Source organism: Nitrospira sp. (assembly GCA_015709715.1).
Taxonomy (GTDB): Bacteria; Nitrospirota; Nitrospiria; order Nitrospirales; family Nitrospiraceae; genus Nitrospira_A.
On the sequence record CP054184.1, the window covers coordinates 614,649 to 631,930 of the forward strand.

The window sequence follows — 17,282 nt, forward strand, 5'->3', positions numbered from 1 at the left end:
GATTCACCCCTTCACCTCCTGGCCCTTCACGAGCACGGCGCCTTTAATCACGATGCGCTGGCCTGAGGTGAGGCCTTCGAGGATGCGGACCTGATCGCTCGACACGTTGGACACCATGACCTCTCGTTTCGCGTACCGGTCTGGCGCTTCCACCACATAGACGAAATGTTTCCCGTCGATCTCCACGACCGCCTCCTTAGGAATGGTCAGGAAGGGTGTGGCATCGCCGATGTCCAGGCGTAACCGCGCGAACATCTCGGGTTTCAGCCGTTGATCCTGGTTATCGACCCAGGCGCGGACCTTGATCGTCCGCGTGTTCGGATCGACCACATCCCCGATCGACGCGACGACTGAGGCGAAATCCGTTCCGGGGTAGGCCTCGACGTTGATGCGGCCGACCTGGCTGACCTTGACTAGCGCCAAGTCCCGTTCGTATACGTCCGCCACGACCTGCAAGCGATCCAGATCCGCCACCGTGAACAACACCTGGCTGGCATCGCTGCCCACGGACTGTCCCGGCGTCACCATCCGTTCGACCACGGTCCCCGTGAGCGGACTTTTCATTTCAAATCGGGACGTGATCCGCTGTTGCGCCAGGGGTTTTTCTAATTCGGCAGCGGGAATCCGCAACGATAACAGGCGCTCCTTGGCTCGTCGGAACTCGGCTCGTGCCTTGATCAAATCATTCTCGGCCTGCTTGAGGTCCTTGAGCGCGAGGGCTTTCGTCGCATACAACTCTTTGGCCAGTTCCTGCGCCCGGGTCGAGTATTCCAGCTCCGACGCTTCCTTCACGAATTCCGAGTAGGCCGCTGTGATGTCGGGACTGTCGATGACGAGCAACGTGGCCCCGGCTTGCACCCGATCCCCCAACTTGGCCCGCACTTCGACCACCCGTCCTTGCAAGGGCGACGAAATCTTCGAATAGCGATCTTCGCCGTAGGCGATCTTGCCGACCAACACGAGTTCCGGCTGCACCGGCTTGTAGCTCACCACCGCCGTCTCGATTTGCCCTGGAGCCGGCGCCGTATCAGGTTGAGCCGGGCTCGCGGCCGTCGAAGGCGCAGGCGCGGCCGGTTCCTGCGTCTGGCTGCAGGCGCTCAGGAGCAGGCCACAGGTGAACCACAGGAGGCACCTTGTCGTGCCGATCACGAGGCAATCTCCTGCCCGACAGAACTTTCCAACTGAAACAGATTATGCTGGTACGTAAACAACGCCTCGATAAAATTCTGTTGGATCATGCGCGAGGTCCGGGCCGCATCAAGCAGATCCAGAATCGTGGCGCCGCCCCGCTCGTAGGCACGTTCCACAATCGTGAAAGTCGACCGGGCATCGTCCAAGACGCCGGCCAGATACGCCTCGACCAGCCGGCGACTTTGAAGCAGATTACGATAGGCCACCTCCACCTGATTTTCCACCTGGTTGACCGTTCGATCCAACTCCGCCTGCGCCGACTGTACCCCCACCTCGGCCTGCACGATCCCGCCTTGGTTGCGGTTGAAGAGCGGGAGCGGCACCCCGAGGTTCAAGATAGCCATCTGCTGGTTATCCGGGCCCCGCGAGCCCTGCACCGCATACCCGGCTCCAATCGTGACATCCGGCACCCGATAGGCCTTGGCCAACTTGAGGTCCGCTTCACGTTGAGAGAGGTTGGCGCGGCGCCCCCTGATGTCGGGACGAATATCCAAGGCGACCGACCGCAGCCTCGCGAAATCAGGGTCCACCCGGCGGTAGTCCATCTCGGTGGTCAATTCCAACTTGGACGCCGGCGTCAGCCTCAGCAGCTGGCGCAGGTCCGCTCTGGCCGACTCCCCTTCCTGGATGGCCTCGATCACCTGCGACTGGAAGTCGACCATCTGCAGTCGGATCCTGATGAGATCGACTTCGGCGATGTATCCCTTCTTGAAACGGATGGTATTCACATCCAGGATGCGCGCGAAGCGGTCCCGATTCTCTTCGGCCAAGGCCAGCCGGCGCTGGGCCACGAGGACACGATAGTACGAGTCTTTGAGGGTGAAGCCCAACTGCCGCACGGCATCCTCGAAATCGGCCTCCGCGGACTGGAGTCCGAACCCAGCGCTTTCGATGCGGTATCCGCGTTTACCGGCCAGCTCGAACAGCTGTTGCGCTTGAGCCGTCAGGGCGCCTGTTTTGGCCAACGTATTGCCTTGGGTGAACGAGGCGACGTTGCCGATCTGCATCACCGGGTTCGGGAACAGCCTGGCGGTAATTTGCTGCCCCTTGCTGGATTCGATGCCGTACTTCGCGATCAGGAGGTCGAGATTTTGCCTCAGAAACAACGCCACCGCCTCGGAGAGGCTCAGCCGAATGACCGGAGATGGCAAGGCAGGCGCGGTGCTCTCCACTGCAGCTGCGCTCTCGATCGCCGTCCGACCGAGGATCAAGACGGTGCACAACACGAGCACCACGCGAACGCTGGATGATCTCAACAGGCATACCCACAGACGGCCTCTGTCACGGAGCATGTCGTCACACATTGTGCAGGAAGATCGAAGAAACGAGGACAGATCGGTTAATTATACTGATTCTGCCGGATATTTGAAATAAAGTACGCACGAAACCGCCCCTACTGCCTCACTGCATTTTCAATTCGGTCCAGGCTCGGTCGTACAGCCGAATCGCCCGGCCCACATCGCGCATCCACTCCAGCCGGCCCAACTCCTCCACCGGCGGATAAATGGCCGTGTTCTCTCTGATCTCCCGGCTCACTCGCTCCCTGGCCCGGCGGGAGGCCGTGGCGAAGCGGAGCCGCTCGGACGTGCGCGCCGAGATCTCGGGATCCATGAGGAAGTTGACGAACCGCATCGCGAGTTCCTTGTGGGGCGCCGACCGGAGCACCACCAGGCAGTCGGCCCAAATCGTCGCCCCTTCCTTTGGCACGACGTAGCGCAACGACGGCCGTTCCACCATGGCCCGAGCCACCGGCCCCCCCCACCCATGCGCCAGTATCACCTCCCCGGAGGCGAGCAGCTGGTCGTAGTGGTCGCTGGTATAGGTCTTCACCAAGGGCTTCTGCCGCAACAATGATTCCTTGGCCGCCTCGATCTCCTTGGGATCGGTGCTGTTCATCGACCGGCCCATCGCGCGCAAGACCGCGCCGAACACCTCCCGCTGATCGTTCAACATGCTGATCCGGCCGCGGTAACGAGGATCCCACAGGACCGACCAACTGTCGGGCGGCGTGGTGATCACGGCCGAGTCGTACCCAATGCCCACCGTCCCCCAAAGGTAGGGCACCGAGTACTGCCCCTCGGGGTCAAAGTGAGGCGCGCGCAGGTGCGGTTCGAGATCGGCCGCGTTGGGCAACTGCGTCCTGTCCAGTTCGCTGAGAAGACCCTGTTGCATCATGATGGCCACCATGAAGTCCGACGGCACGGCGACGTCGTACCCCGTCGCGCCGCTTTGCAGCTTGGCGAGTAGTTCTTCATTACTGCTGAACGTGTCGACGACCACCTTAGCCTGCTCACGCCGCTCGAACTCGCGAATGATCTCCGGCCCCACATAGTCCGACCAGGTGAAGTAATGCAGTACCGGCCGGCCTTCGCCTGACGCCCCTTCTCCAGCCCGACCGCAGGCGGCCAACCCGCAGAAGCACGCTACCAGGAGCAGAACGAAAGGGCTGTTCCTGCGCAGAGCGGACCCCATTCAGACCTCACGACGCTGGAGGTACAGCGACAGGCCCACACAGCCCATCGAAACGATCAACAGCAACGAGGACAGGGCATTGATCTCGGGCGTGACGCCCGCTTTGATCATGGAATAGACCTTCAGGGGCAGCGTCGTGGCGCCGGGGCCGGCGGTGAAAAACGTCACCAGGAAATCGTCCAGCGAAACGGTGAAGGCCACGAGCATGGCCCCCCACAAGGCCGGCCGCAGCAGCGGCAGGGTGACATGCCAAAAGACCTGCCAGGGACCGGCGCCTAAATCAGCCGCCGCCTCGCGTAACAGCGGATCGAGCTTTCTCAGGCGTGTCCTGACCATGATCGTCACCAAAGGAATGTTGAACGCCACATGGCCGACAATCACGGTCGTGAGGCCGAGGGGCACCTGCACCATGACAAAGAACAACATCAGCGCCACGCCCAGCATGACTTCCGGAATCACGAGGGGCAGCACCAGACCACCTTCAATGAGCTGCTGCCGACGGTTGGGCATCGCCTCCATCCCCAACGCCAGCAGGCCTCCCAGCAGCACCGCTCCGACCGTGGAAATGGCCGCAATCACCAGGCTGTTCGCCGTGGCTGCCAACAGCGCCTCGTCGCGGAAGAGCGTCGCATACCACTTGAGCGTCGCCCCTCGCCAGCTCGTCGACAGTTGCGCCGCATTGAAGGAGTAGAGCACCAAGATCGCGATGGGGACGTAGAGAAACGCCAGGACCGCAGCTCCCACCAGGTTCAGCCCCACCATGCCGCGCCTCATCGTTCCTCCCGGCGGCCGGGCTCGCCGGGCCCATTGCGGTAGTAGAGCGCCACCGCCAGCAGGACCAAACCCATGAGAACGAAGGAGACGGCGGAGCCCAAGGGCCAATCTCGCACGACGAGGTATTCATGCTGGATGAGATTGCCGATCATCATGCTCTTGGCGCCGCCCAGGAGATCGGGCGTAATGAAGGCGCCGATCGACGGAATGAACACCAGTATACAGCCCGCCACGATGCCCGGCTTGACCAGCGGAAGTATCACGCGGATCAGGATCGCCCATCGCGATGCGTAGAGATCCCAGGCTGCGTCGACCAGCAGCGGGTCCAACCGCTCGATGGCCACGTACAATGGGAGCACCATAAAGGGCAGATATCCGTAAACGAGCCCGATCACGACGGCGGACGGCGTATAGAGCAACTCCAAGGGGCCGTCCGTGAAGCCGATGGCCGACAACCATCGGTTGACCAGGCCGTCCTGCCGCAGCAGGATCATCCAGGCATAGGTGCGCGCCAGGAAGTTCGTCCAGAGCGGTAACATTACCAGCAGCAACCACACCGGCTGCCACCGCGGAGCACTGCGCGCAATGGCATAGGCGAGCGGAAACCCCAGCACTAGGCACAGCAGGGTCGTGAGCCCGGCGTACCAAAGCGACTGGGCGAAGATCTTTCCATAGAGCGGATGGAGCAGATCGAGGTAATTCGCCCAGGTGAATTCCCAGAGGATACCGCCGTAGGTGCCACGCGACGCAAAGCTGATGGCCAACACGAGAACCAGCGGCAACAGGAAAAACAGGCCCATCCAGAGGAGACCGGGAATCGCGAGCCGGCACCGCACGCAGGAAGGCCGCGAGGTCGAGGGGGCCGCCGATTGCTCGCTCATGCGCATCGTTATTCGAAGAAGAGCCGTCCGTCAGCGAGGCGCCACTGTACGAAGACCGCTTCACCAAATTGGAACGCATCGCCCCCGGGGGTCGACGTGCATGTAACCTCCCACGGGCGACCGGGCCCCACACGCACCAGGTACTTAGTGCCTCCTCCGGCGAACAGAGTCTTCTCGATCGTGGCGGGCAAGCAGGGATCCGGCGTCACGGGACGTTCACGCGTCAGCCTGAGTTGTTCCGGCCGCAGCGAGAGGATCGCCGCGCAGCCGGCCTCCGTATCGACCAACGAGCGAATCGGCACCGGGGGCTGCCCCTCATTCGGATACAAGAAACTTCCTGCCCGGTCCTGAATCACCACCTTTCCCGGCAATTCATTCGAGACACCGAGAAACCGCGACACGAAGAGGTTGCACGGCTGCGCATACACCTCCCGAGGACTGCCTACCTGCCACAGCCGCCCCTGATGCATCACCGCGATTCGGTCGGACATCATCATCGCCTCCTCTTGGTGATGCGTGACGCAGACGCAGGTCAAGCCTGCGCGCTCTTGAATGGCCTTGAGCTCCAACTGCATGTGTTGCCGCAGCTGTTGATCGAGAGCCGACAAGGGTTCATCCAACAGGACGACCGCCGGCTTGTTGACCAACGCACGGGCCAATGCGACCCGTTGCTGCTCCCCGCCGGACAGTTGTGTCGGCATGCGTGCATCCTTGCCGGTCAGTTTGACCAGATCCAGCGCCTGCCGCACCTGCGCAGCGATCGCCGACGTCGGAAGCCCGCGCATTTTCAACCCGAACGCCACGTTCTCGAACACCGTCAGGTGGGGAAAAAGCGCGTAGGATTGAAAGACGAGATTCACAGGCCGACGATTGGGCGGTACGCCGCGCATGGAGCGGCCTTCGATCAGCACGTCGCCCTCGTCCGGATCTTCGAAGCCCGCCAATATCCGCAGGACAGAGGTCTTTCCCGCGCCGCTCGGACCCAGGATGGAAAAGAATTCGCCGCGCCGTACCTGAAAACTGACCTGATCGACGGCCGTCACGCCCCCATGGCGGCGGACGACTCCGCGGACATCAATAGCGGAAGGGGCATCGAGTCGGAAGGACGAAGGGAGAAGCGAGGAGGGGTCGACCTGGGTCGCCATTACGACCTGTGTTCAGCGCCCGGACGAAGAGGCAGAGGGATCAAGGGTTGACGCCGGACTTGGAGCTGACATCCCGCAAATGTTTTCGCACCCGCACCCGATGTTCGTGCTTGCGCAACAATTCCCGCCGGATCACATCGCGATCTTCCGCTACGATCCGGACCAACCGGTCGTTGTCCTCGGCATGGTTGCGCACCAGTTCGGAGAGACGCTGCACTTGCCGCTCCAACCGCTCCAACCGCCAGACCATTTCCTTCATCGGGTTTGCGGTGGGAAATCCGGGCTTGATGACCTCCGGCAGGGCATTCTGTTTTTTCATGTCCGCTCCTTTGGCTTCGGCCCGACGAGGTGCCGGGAACCGGCGTCGGATCGTAGTATCGTCCGACTCGGAGGTGAAGTCAACGATTCTGCGTCCTTTCCATTCGCCGATCGTCCTGTTACAATCGGGCTCTCTATGCCCAAGATCTTCACGATGGTTCTCGCCGGCGGCAAGGGCGAACGGTTGTATCCCCTCACGGATCAGCGCGCCAAACCCGCCGTCCCCTTCGGCGGTAAATATCGCATCATCGATTTCACGCTCAGCAATTGTTTGAACTCCGGGTTGCGGCAGATCGCGGTCCTCATCCAATACAAGTCGCACTCGCTCGATCGACATATCCGCATCGGCTGGAACATCCTCAACGCAGAGTTGGGTGAATACATCACCTCCGTGCCGCCCCAACAGCGCATCAGCGAGGATTGGTACCGCGGCACCGCCGACGCTGTCTTCCAGAATCTGTTCCTGCTCGATCCCGATCAACCCGAATACCTGCTCGTCCTGGCCGGCGATCACATCTATAAGATGAATTACGCCGACATGTACAACCTGATGCAGGAAAAACAAGCCGACGCCGTGGTGGGCGCGATCGAAACGCCCCTGGCCGAGGCGAACCGGTTCGGCGTCATCGGCGTGGACGAAGACCACCGCATCCTGCGGTTCGACGAAAAGCCCGCCGAACCCATGGCGATTCCGGGCGACCCGACTCATGCGTACGTCTCGATGGGCATCTATCTCTTCCGCACCGAGATGGTCCGCGAACAGCTCATCCGCGATGCGAAGGAGGGCACGAAACACGATTTCGGCCGGAATATCATCCCGCGCATGATCAAAGAGAATCGCGTGTACGCCTTCAAGTTCCAGGATGAGAACAAGAAGGCGGTAAAGTACTGGCGCGATATCGGGACATTGGACGCCTACTGGGAAGCCAATATGGATCTGGTGGCGGTGGATCCCCTATTCAATCTCTACGACAAGGCCTGGCCGATTCGCACGTACCAAGGGCAGTTTCCGCCCGCCAAATTTGTCTTCGCCCAAGACTTCCAAGGCGGGCGTATGGGAGTGGCGCTGGACTCCATCATCTGCGGCGGCTGCATCATTTCCGGCGGACGGGTGCAGAATTCGGTGCTGTCACCCCATGTGCGGGTCCATGACCATGCCGATGTGCGTGAATCCGTGGTCATGGAGAACGTCGTGATCGGCGAACGTGCCAAAATCCGCCGAGCGATCATCGATAAAGACGTTGTGATCCCGCCCAAAACGGTGATTGGCTTCGATCCCGCCGCAGACCGCCAACGATTCAAAGTCACCGACTCCGGACTGGTCGTCATTTCAAAGGGAATGAAACTGCATGCCGCCATCGATCCATCCGGTTGACCTGGTCGCGACCCTCCGTCAGAAGAACCTCACTCCGGCGATTATCTTTCTCACATCGAGACGGGCTTGCGATGAAGCGATGCAATCGTTCGAGCGGAGCCAGGTCATGCTGCCCAAGGTGCGGCAGAACCAGATCGCCGGCGTGCTCACCCAGGTCATCACCCAATTTCCCAGCATCGCCGAGCATCCGCTGATCGAAACGGTGCAGCGGATCGGGGTCGCCGCGCACCATGCCGGGCACTTGCCGTCTTGGAAAATCGCCGTCGAGGAACTGATGCGCAGCGGCTGCCTGGATGCCGTCTTCGCCACCACGACGCTTGCCGCCGGCGTCGACTTTCCAGCCCGCACGGTCGTCGTGACGCAATCCAGCATCCGGAAAGCCCGCGACTTCACCGACCTCACCGCCAGCGAGATTCAGCAACTGGCCGGACGGGCCGGGCGGCGCGGCAAGGACCTGGTCGGGTTCGCCGTCATCACCCCATCGCCCTACATCGACCTCACCGTCCTGACGAAAGGCCTGACCGGCCAGCCGGAAGCGATCCACAGCCAGTTCGTCATCACCTACCCGATGGTGTTGAATCTGCTGAAGGCCCACCCGCGGGAGCACATCCAATCGATCCTGGGCAAGAGTTTCGCCCAGTTTCAATTGAATCAGCGAACCGCCGTGCTCGAAACAAAACTTGATACCTTACGCGCCGAGATGGAGCCGTTCGGACCTCGCGTCTGTTCCGATTGGATTACGCAGTGGCAGGTGTTCGACCACGCGCGGAAGCGCAAAAAGCCGCGAGGGCCCATCGACAGGCAAGAAGCGCCGGACGTCGCCGCGCGTCTCCATTTTCTTACGCCGGGACGCGTCGTCGGGTTAGTCCGCGGGCGAGGCATCATCCTCCGGCAATACCGGAGCAAGGGGCAGCATGCGCCGATGGTCACCCTGCTGCGCGAAGGCGGCTCCTTGAGCGAATGTCCCGCCACGATCGTGACCCAGGTCTTCGACCGCACGTTTGAATGCGAAGAAATCTCATCCTATCCCTGGTGCACGCCGGACAGCCTGGAGCAGCTGACGCACCAATTGGCGGAACTGCCTCCGCGGCTTCCCATCCTGCCGATCCTTATTCAGGCCCATGAAGAGCCGGCACTCGACAGTTCCATCGTGCAAACCTTGGGAGATTTTCCCTGCCCGTCCTGTCCCTCGCGCCAAGCCTGCCAACGGGATTTTCTCCGCGCCTCGAAGGTACGGCAGGAGATTCAGCGGCACACCAAGTCCATCCAGGCCCTTCAGACTAGTTTGTGGCACCGGTTCCAGGAACGCATGGACGTGCTGGAGAAGTTCGGGTATCTGAACGCGACGGCGCACCTCACCGCCGACGGTGAATGGGCGCGGTTGATCCGGATCGACCATTCGCTCCTCATCACGGAACTGATTCGCGCCGAAGCGTTCAGCGCCATCGACCCTCCTTTGCTCGCCGCCGTGATGGCCAGCATCGCCCACGACGACGACCGCCCGGGCTCCTTTCCACGCGGGAGCAGCGGGCTGGTCACCCTGCTCTTTCAGGTCCGCCGGTTGGCGGAAAGCCTCAGCCCCCATGAAGACCCGCCTATGCTCCGCGCCGACGTGGCGGCCCTAACGGAACGCTGGGTCGCAGACCAAAGCCTGACCTGGATCGGACTTGCGCGGCTCACGACGATGGCGGAAGGCGACATGTTTCGGCTTTTTGCCCGCACGATTGAATTTCTCTCGCAACTGAAGACCTTGAAGGCCACGCATCCGTCCTTGGCCGACAGCGCAGAACAGGCGATCGCCGCCATGCGCCGCGGCGTCTTGGAGGAACTTCCATGAACCTACGACCGATCTTGAGGTAGCATGACGACGGAAGAACTCGAACGGCTGCTGCTCGAGCAACCTGTCTCCCTGTTGCATCGCCTGGCACGCGGGCGCATCAGCCGGCATTTTCGCTCTGGCAAACGGAAACTCGTGGAGCTCCTGCTCCGCGCCACGCCGGAGAACCGCCCGGCTCTGGAGTCTGATCTCACGGCTTTGATCGAGGAACAGGCAACAAGACGAAGGACCTCGCCGCCGGAGAAACGTCCGCCGGCTCCAGCCGCCCCTCAGCGGACCACCCCTGCTGGACAACCTCGACCCCACAAAACCGACGACCATGGACACCACCATGAGCCCCCGGTATCGCTCCACGAATGGCTGTCCGGCATCGGCGTGCCCCCCCCGCAGCCCTTCGTGCCCGACGCGTGGCAAGTCGAAGCGCTGGCACGGTTGGCTGAAACAGATGTGGTAGTGAGCGTACCGACGGGAAGCGGAAAAACGTACGTGGCCATCGAAGCCACCACCCGGGCCATGCGCGAGAACCGCACGGTCATTTACACGTCGCCCCTGAAGGCCCTGTCGAACACAAAATTTACCGAGTTTTCCCGTCTCTTCGGGCCGAGCCAGGTCGGGATTCTAACAGGCGACCGACGCGAGAACGCGCAGGCGCCGCTGCTGATCATGACCACGGAGATCTTGCGCAATCTGCTCTACGACGCGGCGGGCGGGGAAATTGATGTCCGACTCGACACGCTGGGCTTGGTGATCATGGACGAATCACAATACCTGGCGGATCCGGAACGGGGTGTGGTGTGGGAAGAGACCTTGATTTTCTGCCCGGCACAGGCACGGCTGCTGCTGCTTTCGGCCTCGATCGGTAACCCGCAGGACATTGCGGACTGGTTGACCGCCATTCGGCCGACGCCCTGCACGCTCATCCGCCATACGAAGCGTTCTGTGCCGCTCCGGGCCGGGTACCTCCACCCGAATGAGAAGCTGACCCCGCTCTTTCGCACCGCCGGAATCCCCTACGGCCAACCCTACCTCCTGCACCCCGAAGCCAAACGGCTCTTCGCGGAATACGAGGAAGAAACCGGCTCGTCCCGCTCGCGCTGAGCACGACAGCCCGGATCTAGAACGTATAGGTCAGGCCAACGGTCGGGCCATGCCGGAGGGTTTGGAACTCGGTGAGCGATGCGGTGCTCGTCGACCCGTCCGCCCCATAGATCTTCCACTGGTCGCCCAAGACGACCCGATTCCACCAAACCCGGTACCCCCCTGACAGGTAGAGTCGATCCCAAATCCTCACGCGCAGCCCCACGTCGGTGTTGGTGCCGATCCCAAACCCAGTCATCCGGAAACTCGGATCCTGCGCCAAGTCCGTCCGTAGGTGGTGAACATCCTCGTTGTTCAGATAGGAGAGGAGTAGGGCCACTTTGGCCTCGAAGGTGATGCGGGGATCGAGTTTGTATTCCACTTCGCCGCCGATCCGTCCCGAGAACAGCGACATGCTGTTGGTAATGACCGCCTGGTTACGAAAGGAAACCGTCCCCACGGGAGAACAGCGAAAGGCCGGGTTGGGCGATGCCGCCGTCGTGCATTCCGCCTGCGTGACACCCGCCGCCACATGGCGCTCACGCCAGTATTGCAATCCGACAAACATGGCCAACGAGCCTCGGTTCTCCTTGAACGTATGAGTCGTCACGCCGATGTCGCCGTTGAGGTACCAGAGCCTGTTCCCGTCGAGGTCGCTGAAGGTCCGTGAAAACCGGTGTTCCCCGCTGACAGTAGCCCCCTGTGCCGCCGCGCCCTGTGCACTCAAGAAATCATCGTCCGTCAGACGCCCTCCGCCGATCACTCCGTATCCAAAGGAACCGCGGAGGAACATTTTATTCTTGAGCAGGACTCGGCCCGTAATCTCGGCGACGTTGGTTCCGGCATCCTTGTATTTCAACCTTGAACTGGGGTTGCCGAGATTGGCGTCCAATCCGGACGCGTTATGGCTCCAGGTGGTTTGTCCCTGGCTGAACCAGCCGGAGAGGCGCACGTCGACACCGGCAATGCCCGACATCTGGGCGGGCGCAACTTCGGCGGCCGCCAGGGCCGCGTGGGAACAGAGCAGACCGATGCAGAACAGGGTTCGCCATGCGATCATATAGGTTGACTCCTCCTTGGGCCTCCGTCGCCGGCCCTTCGTCGCAACTACGTAGAGGCCGGGCCGCAGCGCGCACACTGATACCTTACCCGTCGATAGTGGTCAACAACTTTCTCCGGTGGGTAAATCTTGCCGCACAGCTGCAATGGATCTGCCCCGCAACCAGTCGAGTGTTTCAATGATAGACGTTTCATGTTGCGATAGTTAGCCCCGTCTGTTCCACTCCACTACGAGAACCAACACGTAGACAGAGCCTTCCTACCTGGGTGAGTCACGCCAATGTACCAGACCTGCGAAAAATTTTTACTTGCCTATTCTGTCCACTTCCGCTACGTTCGCCCCTGACGTTCATCCTGACGGGGCCCCTCACCGAATTCCGCTGAGCGACTCCCGACAACTCATTAAGAACAACAGCGAAGTGACTTGCTCTGGCACGGCCATTGCGAGAAACCGGTGCTTCCTGTTTTTCTTTGCAACATTACCCTTAAGGAGCTTGCTCGATGAACCGCCTACCCCATCTGCCGACATTCAACCCGCGGACCCTCGCTTCCCGAAAAACCGCGTCCACTACCGTCATCTTATTGCTCCTGTGCATCGTGCCTCTGATAGACGCAACACCGGCCCTGACGCAAAACCTTCAATTCACCCCAAGTTCCGTCTCGATCACCGTCCCGCAAGGGGGGACGGCCAGCAGCACGATGAGCCTGAAGAAGTCGGATACCGCGCAGCACTCCTATTTCATCAGCGCAAATCAATCATGGATCTGGCTGAACCCGCCCTACGGCAGCACCCAGACCATTTCGACTGAAACCGACCAACTCACGGTCACCGTCAATGCGGGGCAAATGGGTCTGGGTGTCGGAACCTATTCCGGTACCATTTACATCGGGCAATCCGGACCAGGCATTTCGACCACATGGCGCATTCCGGTCACCGCCACCGTCACAGCCGGCGGGAGCACGCCGCCGCCCCCATCCACAACGCCTCCCCCGCCTCCGCCATCTACCACTCCGCCACCACCGCCTCCTTCGACAACGCCACCGCCCCCCCCGCCTAGCGGTTCCTTGAGTTCCTTGCTACAGGCATTCCCCGCGGCCCTATCCCTGTCTGCCCCTAAAGGGAGCATGGCCTCCGGCGTCTTCAACCTGCAAAAGTCCAGCACGACACAGAGCTCCTACGGCATCAGCACGAATCAGTCCTGGATTCTCTTGAATCCCCCCTATGGCAGCACCCAGACCATTACCACCGAGGTGGACTCCATCACCGTCTCGGTCAACACCGGCGCCCTCAACACCGGCAGCTATTCGGCCGTGGTCTATATCTCGGAGAGTGGCCCGAACGGCTCCAATCTACTACGGGTGCCTGTCTCGCTGACGGTGCTGGCCAGCGGCACCACACCACCACCTCCCCCACCGTCGACGACCCCACCTCCACCGCCGCCCTCAACGACACCGCCGCCTCCGCCGCCGTCCACCACTCCGCCACCACCGCCCCCAAGCAGCTCATTAACGCCGCTGCTACAGGCATTCCCCGCGGCCCTATCCCTGTCTGCCCCTAAAGGGAGCATGGCCTCCGGCGTCTTCAACCTGCAAAAGTCCAGCACGACACAGAGCTCCTACGGCATCAGCACGAATCAGTCCTGGATTCTCTTGAATCCCCCCTATGGCAGCACCCAGACCATTACCACCGAGGTGGACTCCATCACCGTCTCGGTCAACACCGGCGCCCTCAACACCGGCAGCTATTCGGCCGTGGTCTATATCTCGGAGAGTGGCCCGAACGGCTCCAATCTACTACGGGTGCCTGTCTCGCTGACGGTGCTGGCCAGCGGCACCACACCACCACCTCCCCCACCGATCGGCAGCACGACGCCACCGCCCCCACCGCCGTCTTCAACCGGCACAGGCACGGTGACGGTCACGTGGAACGCCAACACGGAAGCGGATCTGCGCGGTTATCGCGTGTACGTCGGCAAATCATCCGGCGCCCGCTCGCAGATGTATGACGTGGGTAATGTCACCTCAACCAGGCTGACGCTCCCATTGGGCTCCACCTATTTCTTCGTGGTGACGGCCTACGATTCGAGCGGCAACGAAAGCAGCCCGTCCGGCGAGTTGAGCAAGAGCCTATTCTAGGAAAGCAAGGGCGGGACAGACTTGACCGGTCTTCCCCCAAGCCTGTATAACGGGCGCTGCTTCATTCCGCCCTTTCCGCTATGCGCCCGTAGCTCAATGGATAGAGCATCTGACTACGGATCAGAAGGTTACAGGTTCAAGTCCTGTCGGGCGCACCACAGAGTTTCCCTCCCTTTCCGGATAGCAATCATTCCCTCCTTACGATGAGGAGAGTTACACTCGCCGCATGCTCGACCTGATCGGCTTAGGCATCCTCGCGGGCGTGATTCCTCTGTACCTAGGTATTGGCCTGGCCTTCCTCATCCGGCGCTCCCTTCCTCGTTCCTGGGAAAGCGGTTTGATCGGTGTGGCCACCGGGGTCCTGATCTACCTCTTTTTTGACTTGATGCATGAATCCGTGGAGTTGACAGGGGTCCGTGATCCCCTTTCGTGGGTACTGTTCCTAGGCAGCTTCTGGCTCGGCTTCCTTGGCCTAGCCCTCCTGGAAGAGCGACAACTCGGAAAGGGACGGCGCGACAGCCGAATGCTGACGCTCCCCTATGTGATCGCCCTCGGCATGGGCTTTCACAATTTGGGTGAAGGCTTAGCGATCGGAGCCAGCTACGCCGGCGGAGAGTGGGCACTGAGCTGGCTACTGATAACCGGTTTCGCCTTGCACAACGGCACGGAAGGCTTCGGCATCGTCGGGGCGGCAGGTCAGACACCGTTATCGATCCGCGATGCAGCCGTCTTGGGCTTTCTTGGCGGCGCCCCCACCTGCCTCGGAACCGTCCTGAGCGGGTTGTCCCTGTCGCCTGCTTTCTCCCTCGTATGGTTTGCGTTGGCCGCCGGCTCCCTCCTGTATGTCGTATTCGTCCTCGTCGCCATGACTTACACCCCTTCGCGGAAAATAGCGATGGCCGGAGGGGTCTGGGCGGGCATCACCTTCATGTTTCTCACCGCCATGTTCCTCACCCTCGTCGGTGGTCATCGCTCCTAAAGAGAGTTCCGAATGGGCAAGAAGACTCTTGACACGTATGAGATCAACATGATATTGAGAACCAGACTCAACTAAACAGTCTCTGCAAAGAGTCAGCAGAGGCCCGAGGAATTCGATTCCCAGAGCCCACGGTCATTCGATCGCGGGCTTTTCTATTTTGTGGGGAGGATTATGTTTCAGAAATTGCAGGCAGGAACGACCGATGACACCCTAACTGTAGCCGACCGACTCCAGGCTTTTCTCTCCGGTCGTCTCGGCGAACGCATCACCCTCAAGGAACTCTCTCGCTTCTTGGGTTATTCCGAAAAATATGCGTCGGACGTGTTCCAGCGCTACATGGGCTTGCCCTTTTCACAGCACCTTAAGCAACTCCGAATCGACAAAGCGACCTCCATGCTCTTGGAAGACGGCCATACCATTGCCGGCATCGCCGAGACCGTCGGCTTCAGCGATGCCTTTGCGTTCAGCCATTTCTTCAAACGGGCGATCGGCTGCTCTCCCAGCGAATTTCGCAGGCAGCACCTGCGCCAAGCGGACGCCACATGAGCAGCCACAGTCCTCTCGCATCGATCAGCGCCTGGACATTTTCTTTGGCGCTCCATGGATTGAGCCTCGGCGCCGCGCTCGTGCTCTCGGCCGAGTTCTCGGTCATCCCACGGAAGCATCCCTTTCGGTGGGAAGTCTCGCTGATCAGCGCACCGGCAGAACAGCCATTCGCCTCGGAGGCCCCGATTCAAGCGCCGACCGCCCCAGCGCCGATGCCCCCTCTGAGCAACGAAACTTCCTCACGTCGCGTCACGACAGCCAAACATACCGCCCGTATCGTGACGGCGTCCGCCGCGAAGAGAGCCGTCACTTCCGACCAGGGTACGCTCTCCACCCTTCCCAAGAGACATCTCTCCCTAAAGCCGGCTTCGGAACCGGCTTCGACACACAATCCGATGCCCGACCCGGTCTCGACGCCCCTCGAACAGGCACTGCCCGACCAAGGCTCCGATGCGCCGCCGGATTCTGCGTCTGCAGACTGGCCGGTCACGACTGCAGCTGCCGCCGACCTGCCGCCTCCTACCATCGAAGCCGTCGATACGTCGAACCTCGCCATGGAACCTTCCGTGCCAGAAGCCCTTCACCTGGTCAATCGCCCCCTGCCCCAATCTCGGGACGCCGTGGTGTCGCGTGCTGTCCTGGCTGATTACGGATGGTTGGCCCACATGTTGTTCGAGGAAGTCGAACAGGCGAAACGGTATCCGACGCTCGCCAAACGTCATCGCTGGCAAGGCAGCGTCTTGCTGCAGGCCTATGTGCATGACGACGGCCGCGTCAGCGACATCACCGTCGTCGAGCCTTCGGGCCACGAGACCTTGGATCTCGATGCCATCGCGCTGTTGGAACGCACCTCTCCGGTATCGTTGAAATATCCGCTCGGTCAACCGTATGTCGTCGTCCACATCCCCATCGGCTACCGCCTGGAATAGGATATCGCCCATGCATCATGAACAGACAATCCCGTGCCTCTCAGCCTTCGAACAGCATCACGACGATTTGCTGAGATTTTTTACTCACAAGCTCGGCTGCCGAGATCTGGCGGCCGATTGCACGCAAGACACCTACATGCACCTCGTGCGCATGCGCCCGACCATCGACGTGCAGAACCCGCGCGCGTTTCTCTTCCGAGTGGCGGCAAACCTCGCCGTCGACAATCTCCGCAAGATCCGGACTCGACGGGAAGCGCTCAGCGTGGAGCCGCCGCCTGAGAACACGGCCAGCCCTGCGCCCTCCGCCGAAGACACGCTGGAAGCCAAACAGCGGTTGGTGCAGCTGGAACACGCCATCGGCGAACTGTCGCCCAAATGCCGGCGCGCTTTGTTGCTCAACCGATTGGAGGGGAAAACCCATCGGGAGATCGCGGCACAGCTGGGTGTTTCGGAAAGTATGGTCGCAAAATACATTATCCAAGCCCTGAAACACTGCCGTGCCCGCCTGGACCCGGAGAAGACCACCGGTCGGGACTGACTGTTGAAAGGCGACATCCATCCGT

The 17,282-nt window shown here is 61.2% G+C and carries 15 protein-coding genes, 1 tRNA gene and 2 pseudogenes; 10 read left to right on the forward strand and 8 right to left on the reverse strand.

Annotation, left to right across the window (positions count from 1 at the left end):
• Positions 1-3 precede the first annotated feature (3 nt).
• From HRU82_02995 to HRU82_03025, 7 genes are all read right to left on the reverse strand, one after another.
• On the reverse strand, positions 4-1,149 hold the full coding sequence (locus HRU82_02995) for an efflux RND transporter periplasmic adaptor subunit (GenBank protein ID QOJ33977.1): 1,146 nt from the start codon (positions 1,147-1,149) through the stop codon (positions 4-6).
• Positions 1,146-2,426 (reverse strand): TolC family protein, encoded by a 1,281-nt coding sequence (locus HRU82_03000; GenBank protein QOJ33978.1) that lies wholly within the window; start codon positions 2,424-2,426, stop codon positions 1,146-1,148. Before HRU82_03000 ends, HRU82_02995 begins: the two co-directional genes overlap by 4 nt.
• A 166-nt stretch (positions 2,427-2,592) precedes the next feature.
• The gene (locus HRU82_03005; GenBank protein QOJ33979.1) at positions 2,593-3,663 is read right to left on the reverse strand and encodes a spermidine/putrescine ABC transporter substrate-binding protein; all 1,071 of its coding nucleotides are present in this window, start codon (positions 3,661-3,663) and stop codon (positions 2,593-2,595) included.
• Positions 3,664-4,437 carry an ABC transporter permease gene (locus HRU82_03010; GenBank protein ID QOJ33980.1) on the reverse strand — a complete coding sequence of 258 codons (774 nt, stop codon included), beginning with the start codon at positions 4,435-4,437 and terminating at the stop codon, positions 3,664-3,666.
• Positions 4,434-5,237 (reverse strand): ABC transporter permease, encoded by an 804-nt coding sequence (locus HRU82_03015; protein ID QOJ37094.1) that lies wholly within the window; start codon positions 5,235-5,237, stop codon positions 4,434-4,436. The genes HRU82_03010 and HRU82_03015 overlap by 4 nt, the downstream gene beginning before the upstream one ends.
• A gap of 89 nt (positions 5,238-5,326) precedes the next feature.
• Positions 5,327-6,463 (reverse strand): ABC transporter ATP-binding protein, encoded by a 1,137-nt coding sequence (locus tag HRU82_03020; GenBank protein QOJ33981.1) that lies wholly within the window; start codon positions 6,461-6,463, stop codon positions 5,327-5,329.
• A gap of 40 nt (positions 6,464-6,503) precedes the next feature.
• Positions 6,504-6,782: a hypothetical protein gene (locus tag HRU82_03025; protein ID QOJ33982.1), complete on the reverse strand. Its 279-nt coding sequence runs from the start codon at positions 6,780-6,782 to the stop codon at positions 6,504-6,506.
• A gap of 135 nt (positions 6,783-6,917) precedes the next feature.
• Here HRU82_03025 and glgC point away from each other — a divergent pair, with 135 nt between their 5' ends.
• From glgC to HRU82_03040, 3 genes are read left to right on the forward strand one after another with little or no spacing between them, the layout of a single operon-like run.
• Entirely contained in the window at positions 6,918-8,156 is a 1,239-nt protein-coding gene (glgC, locus tag HRU82_03030) for a glucose-1-phosphate adenylyltransferase (GenBank protein QOJ33983.1), read from the forward strand.
• Entirely contained in the window at positions 8,131-9,993 is a 1,863-nt protein-coding gene (locus tag HRU82_03035) for a hypothetical protein (protein QOJ33984.1), read from the forward strand. Before glgC ends, HRU82_03035 begins: the two co-directional genes overlap by 26 nt.
• Before the next feature lie 24 nt (positions 9,994-10,017).
• A complete protein-coding gene (locus tag HRU82_03040) occupies positions 10,018-11,091 on the forward strand; it encodes a DEAD/DEAH box helicase (GenBank protein ID QOJ33985.1) in 1,074 nt (357 codons plus the stop codon).
• A 16-nt stretch (positions 11,092-11,107) separates the two neighbouring features.
• Here HRU82_03040 and HRU82_03045 read toward each other — a convergent pair whose 3' ends face one another.
• Positions 11,108-12,130 (reverse strand): hypothetical protein, encoded by a 1,023-nt coding sequence (locus tag HRU82_03045; protein QOJ33986.1) that lies wholly within the window; start codon positions 12,128-12,130, stop codon positions 11,108-11,110.
• Positions 12,131-13,042: 912 nt separating this feature from the next.
• On the opposite strand from HRU82_03045, the pseudogene HRU82_03050 reads away from it, so the two are divergent.
• The 7 genes and pseudogenes from HRU82_03050 (at position 13,043) to HRU82_03080 (ending at position 17,257) form a co-directional block, all read left to right on the forward strand.
• Positions 13,043-13,176: pseudogene (locus HRU82_03050) on the forward strand (hemagglutinin).
• A gap of 351 nt (positions 13,177-13,527) precedes the next feature.
• Positions 13,528-13,623 (forward strand): annotated as a pseudogene (locus HRU82_03055) (DUF2497 domain-containing protein).
• A gap of 724 nt (positions 13,624-14,347) precedes the next feature.
• Positions 14,348-14,423 (forward strand) — tRNA-Arg (locus HRU82_03060).
• A 68-nt stretch (positions 14,424-14,491) separates the two neighbouring features.
• Positions 14,492-15,244, forward strand: a complete 753-nt coding sequence (locus HRU82_03065; GenBank protein QOJ33987.1) for a zinc transporter ZupT — start codon at positions 14,492-14,494, stop codon at positions 15,242-15,244.
• 171 nt (positions 15,245-15,415) lie between these two features.
• Positions 15,416-15,790: a helix-turn-helix transcriptional regulator gene (locus HRU82_03070; protein QOJ33988.1), complete on the forward strand. Its 375-nt coding sequence runs from the start codon at positions 15,416-15,418 to the stop codon at positions 15,788-15,790.
• Entirely contained in the window at positions 15,787-16,719 is a 933-nt protein-coding gene (locus HRU82_03075) for a TonB family protein (protein ID QOJ33989.1), read from the forward strand. Before HRU82_03070 ends, HRU82_03075 begins: the two co-directional genes overlap by 4 nt.
• Before the next feature lie 10 nt (positions 16,720-16,729).
• Positions 16,730-17,257 (forward strand): sigma-70 family RNA polymerase sigma factor, encoded by a 528-nt coding sequence (locus HRU82_03080; GenBank protein QOJ33990.1) that lies wholly within the window; start codon positions 16,730-16,732, stop codon positions 17,255-17,257.
• Positions 17,258-17,282 lie beyond the last annotated feature (25 nt).

Coding starts and splice junctions, on each gene's coding strand:
- HRU82_03045 (QOJ33986.1), bottom strand. CDS start 12,130: ATGATCGCATGGCGAACCCTGTTCTGCATCGGTCTGCTCTGTTCCCAC.
- HRU82_03020 (QOJ33981.1), bottom strand. CDS start 6,463: ATGGCGACCCAGGTCGACCCCTCCTCGCTTCTCCCTTCGTCCTTCCGA.
- HRU82_03035 (QOJ33984.1), top strand. CDS start 8,131: ATGCCGCCATCGATCCATCCGGTTGACCTGGTCGCGACCCTCCGTCAG.
- HRU82_03075 (QOJ33989.1), top strand. CDS start 15,787: ATGAGCAGCCACAGTCCTCTCGCATCGATCAGCGCCTGGACATTTTCT.
- HRU82_03080 (QOJ33990.1), top strand. CDS start 16,730: ATGCATCATGAACAGACAATCCCGTGCCTCTCAGCCTTCGAACAGCAT.
- HRU82_03010 (QOJ33980.1), bottom strand. CDS start 4,437: ATGAGGCGCGGCATGGTGGGGCTGAACCTGGTGGGAGCTGCGGTCCTG.
- HRU82_03070 (QOJ33988.1), top strand. CDS start 15,416: ATGTTTCAGAAATTGCAGGCAGGAACGACCGATGACACCCTAACTGTA.
- HRU82_03025 (QOJ33982.1), bottom strand. CDS start 6,782: ATGAAAAAACAGAATGCCCTGCCGGAGGTCATCAAGCCCGGATTTCCC.
- HRU82_03040 (QOJ33985.1), top strand. CDS start 10,018: ATGACGACGGAAGAACTCGAACGGCTGCTGCTCGAGCAACCTGTCTCC.
- HRU82_03015 (QOJ37094.1), bottom strand. CDS start 5,237: ATGGGCCTGTTTTTCCTGTTGCCGCTGGTTCTCGTGTTGGCCATCAGC.
- HRU82_03005 (QOJ33979.1), bottom strand. CDS start 3,663: ATGGGGTCCGCTCTGCGCAGGAACAGCCCTTTCGTTCTGCTCCTGGTA.
- HRU82_03065 (QOJ33987.1), top strand. CDS start 14,492: ATGCTCGACCTGATCGGCTTAGGCATCCTCGCGGGCGTGATTCCTCTG.
- glgC (QOJ33983.1), top strand. CDS start 6,918: ATGCCCAAGATCTTCACGATGGTTCTCGCCGGCGGCAAGGGCGAACGG.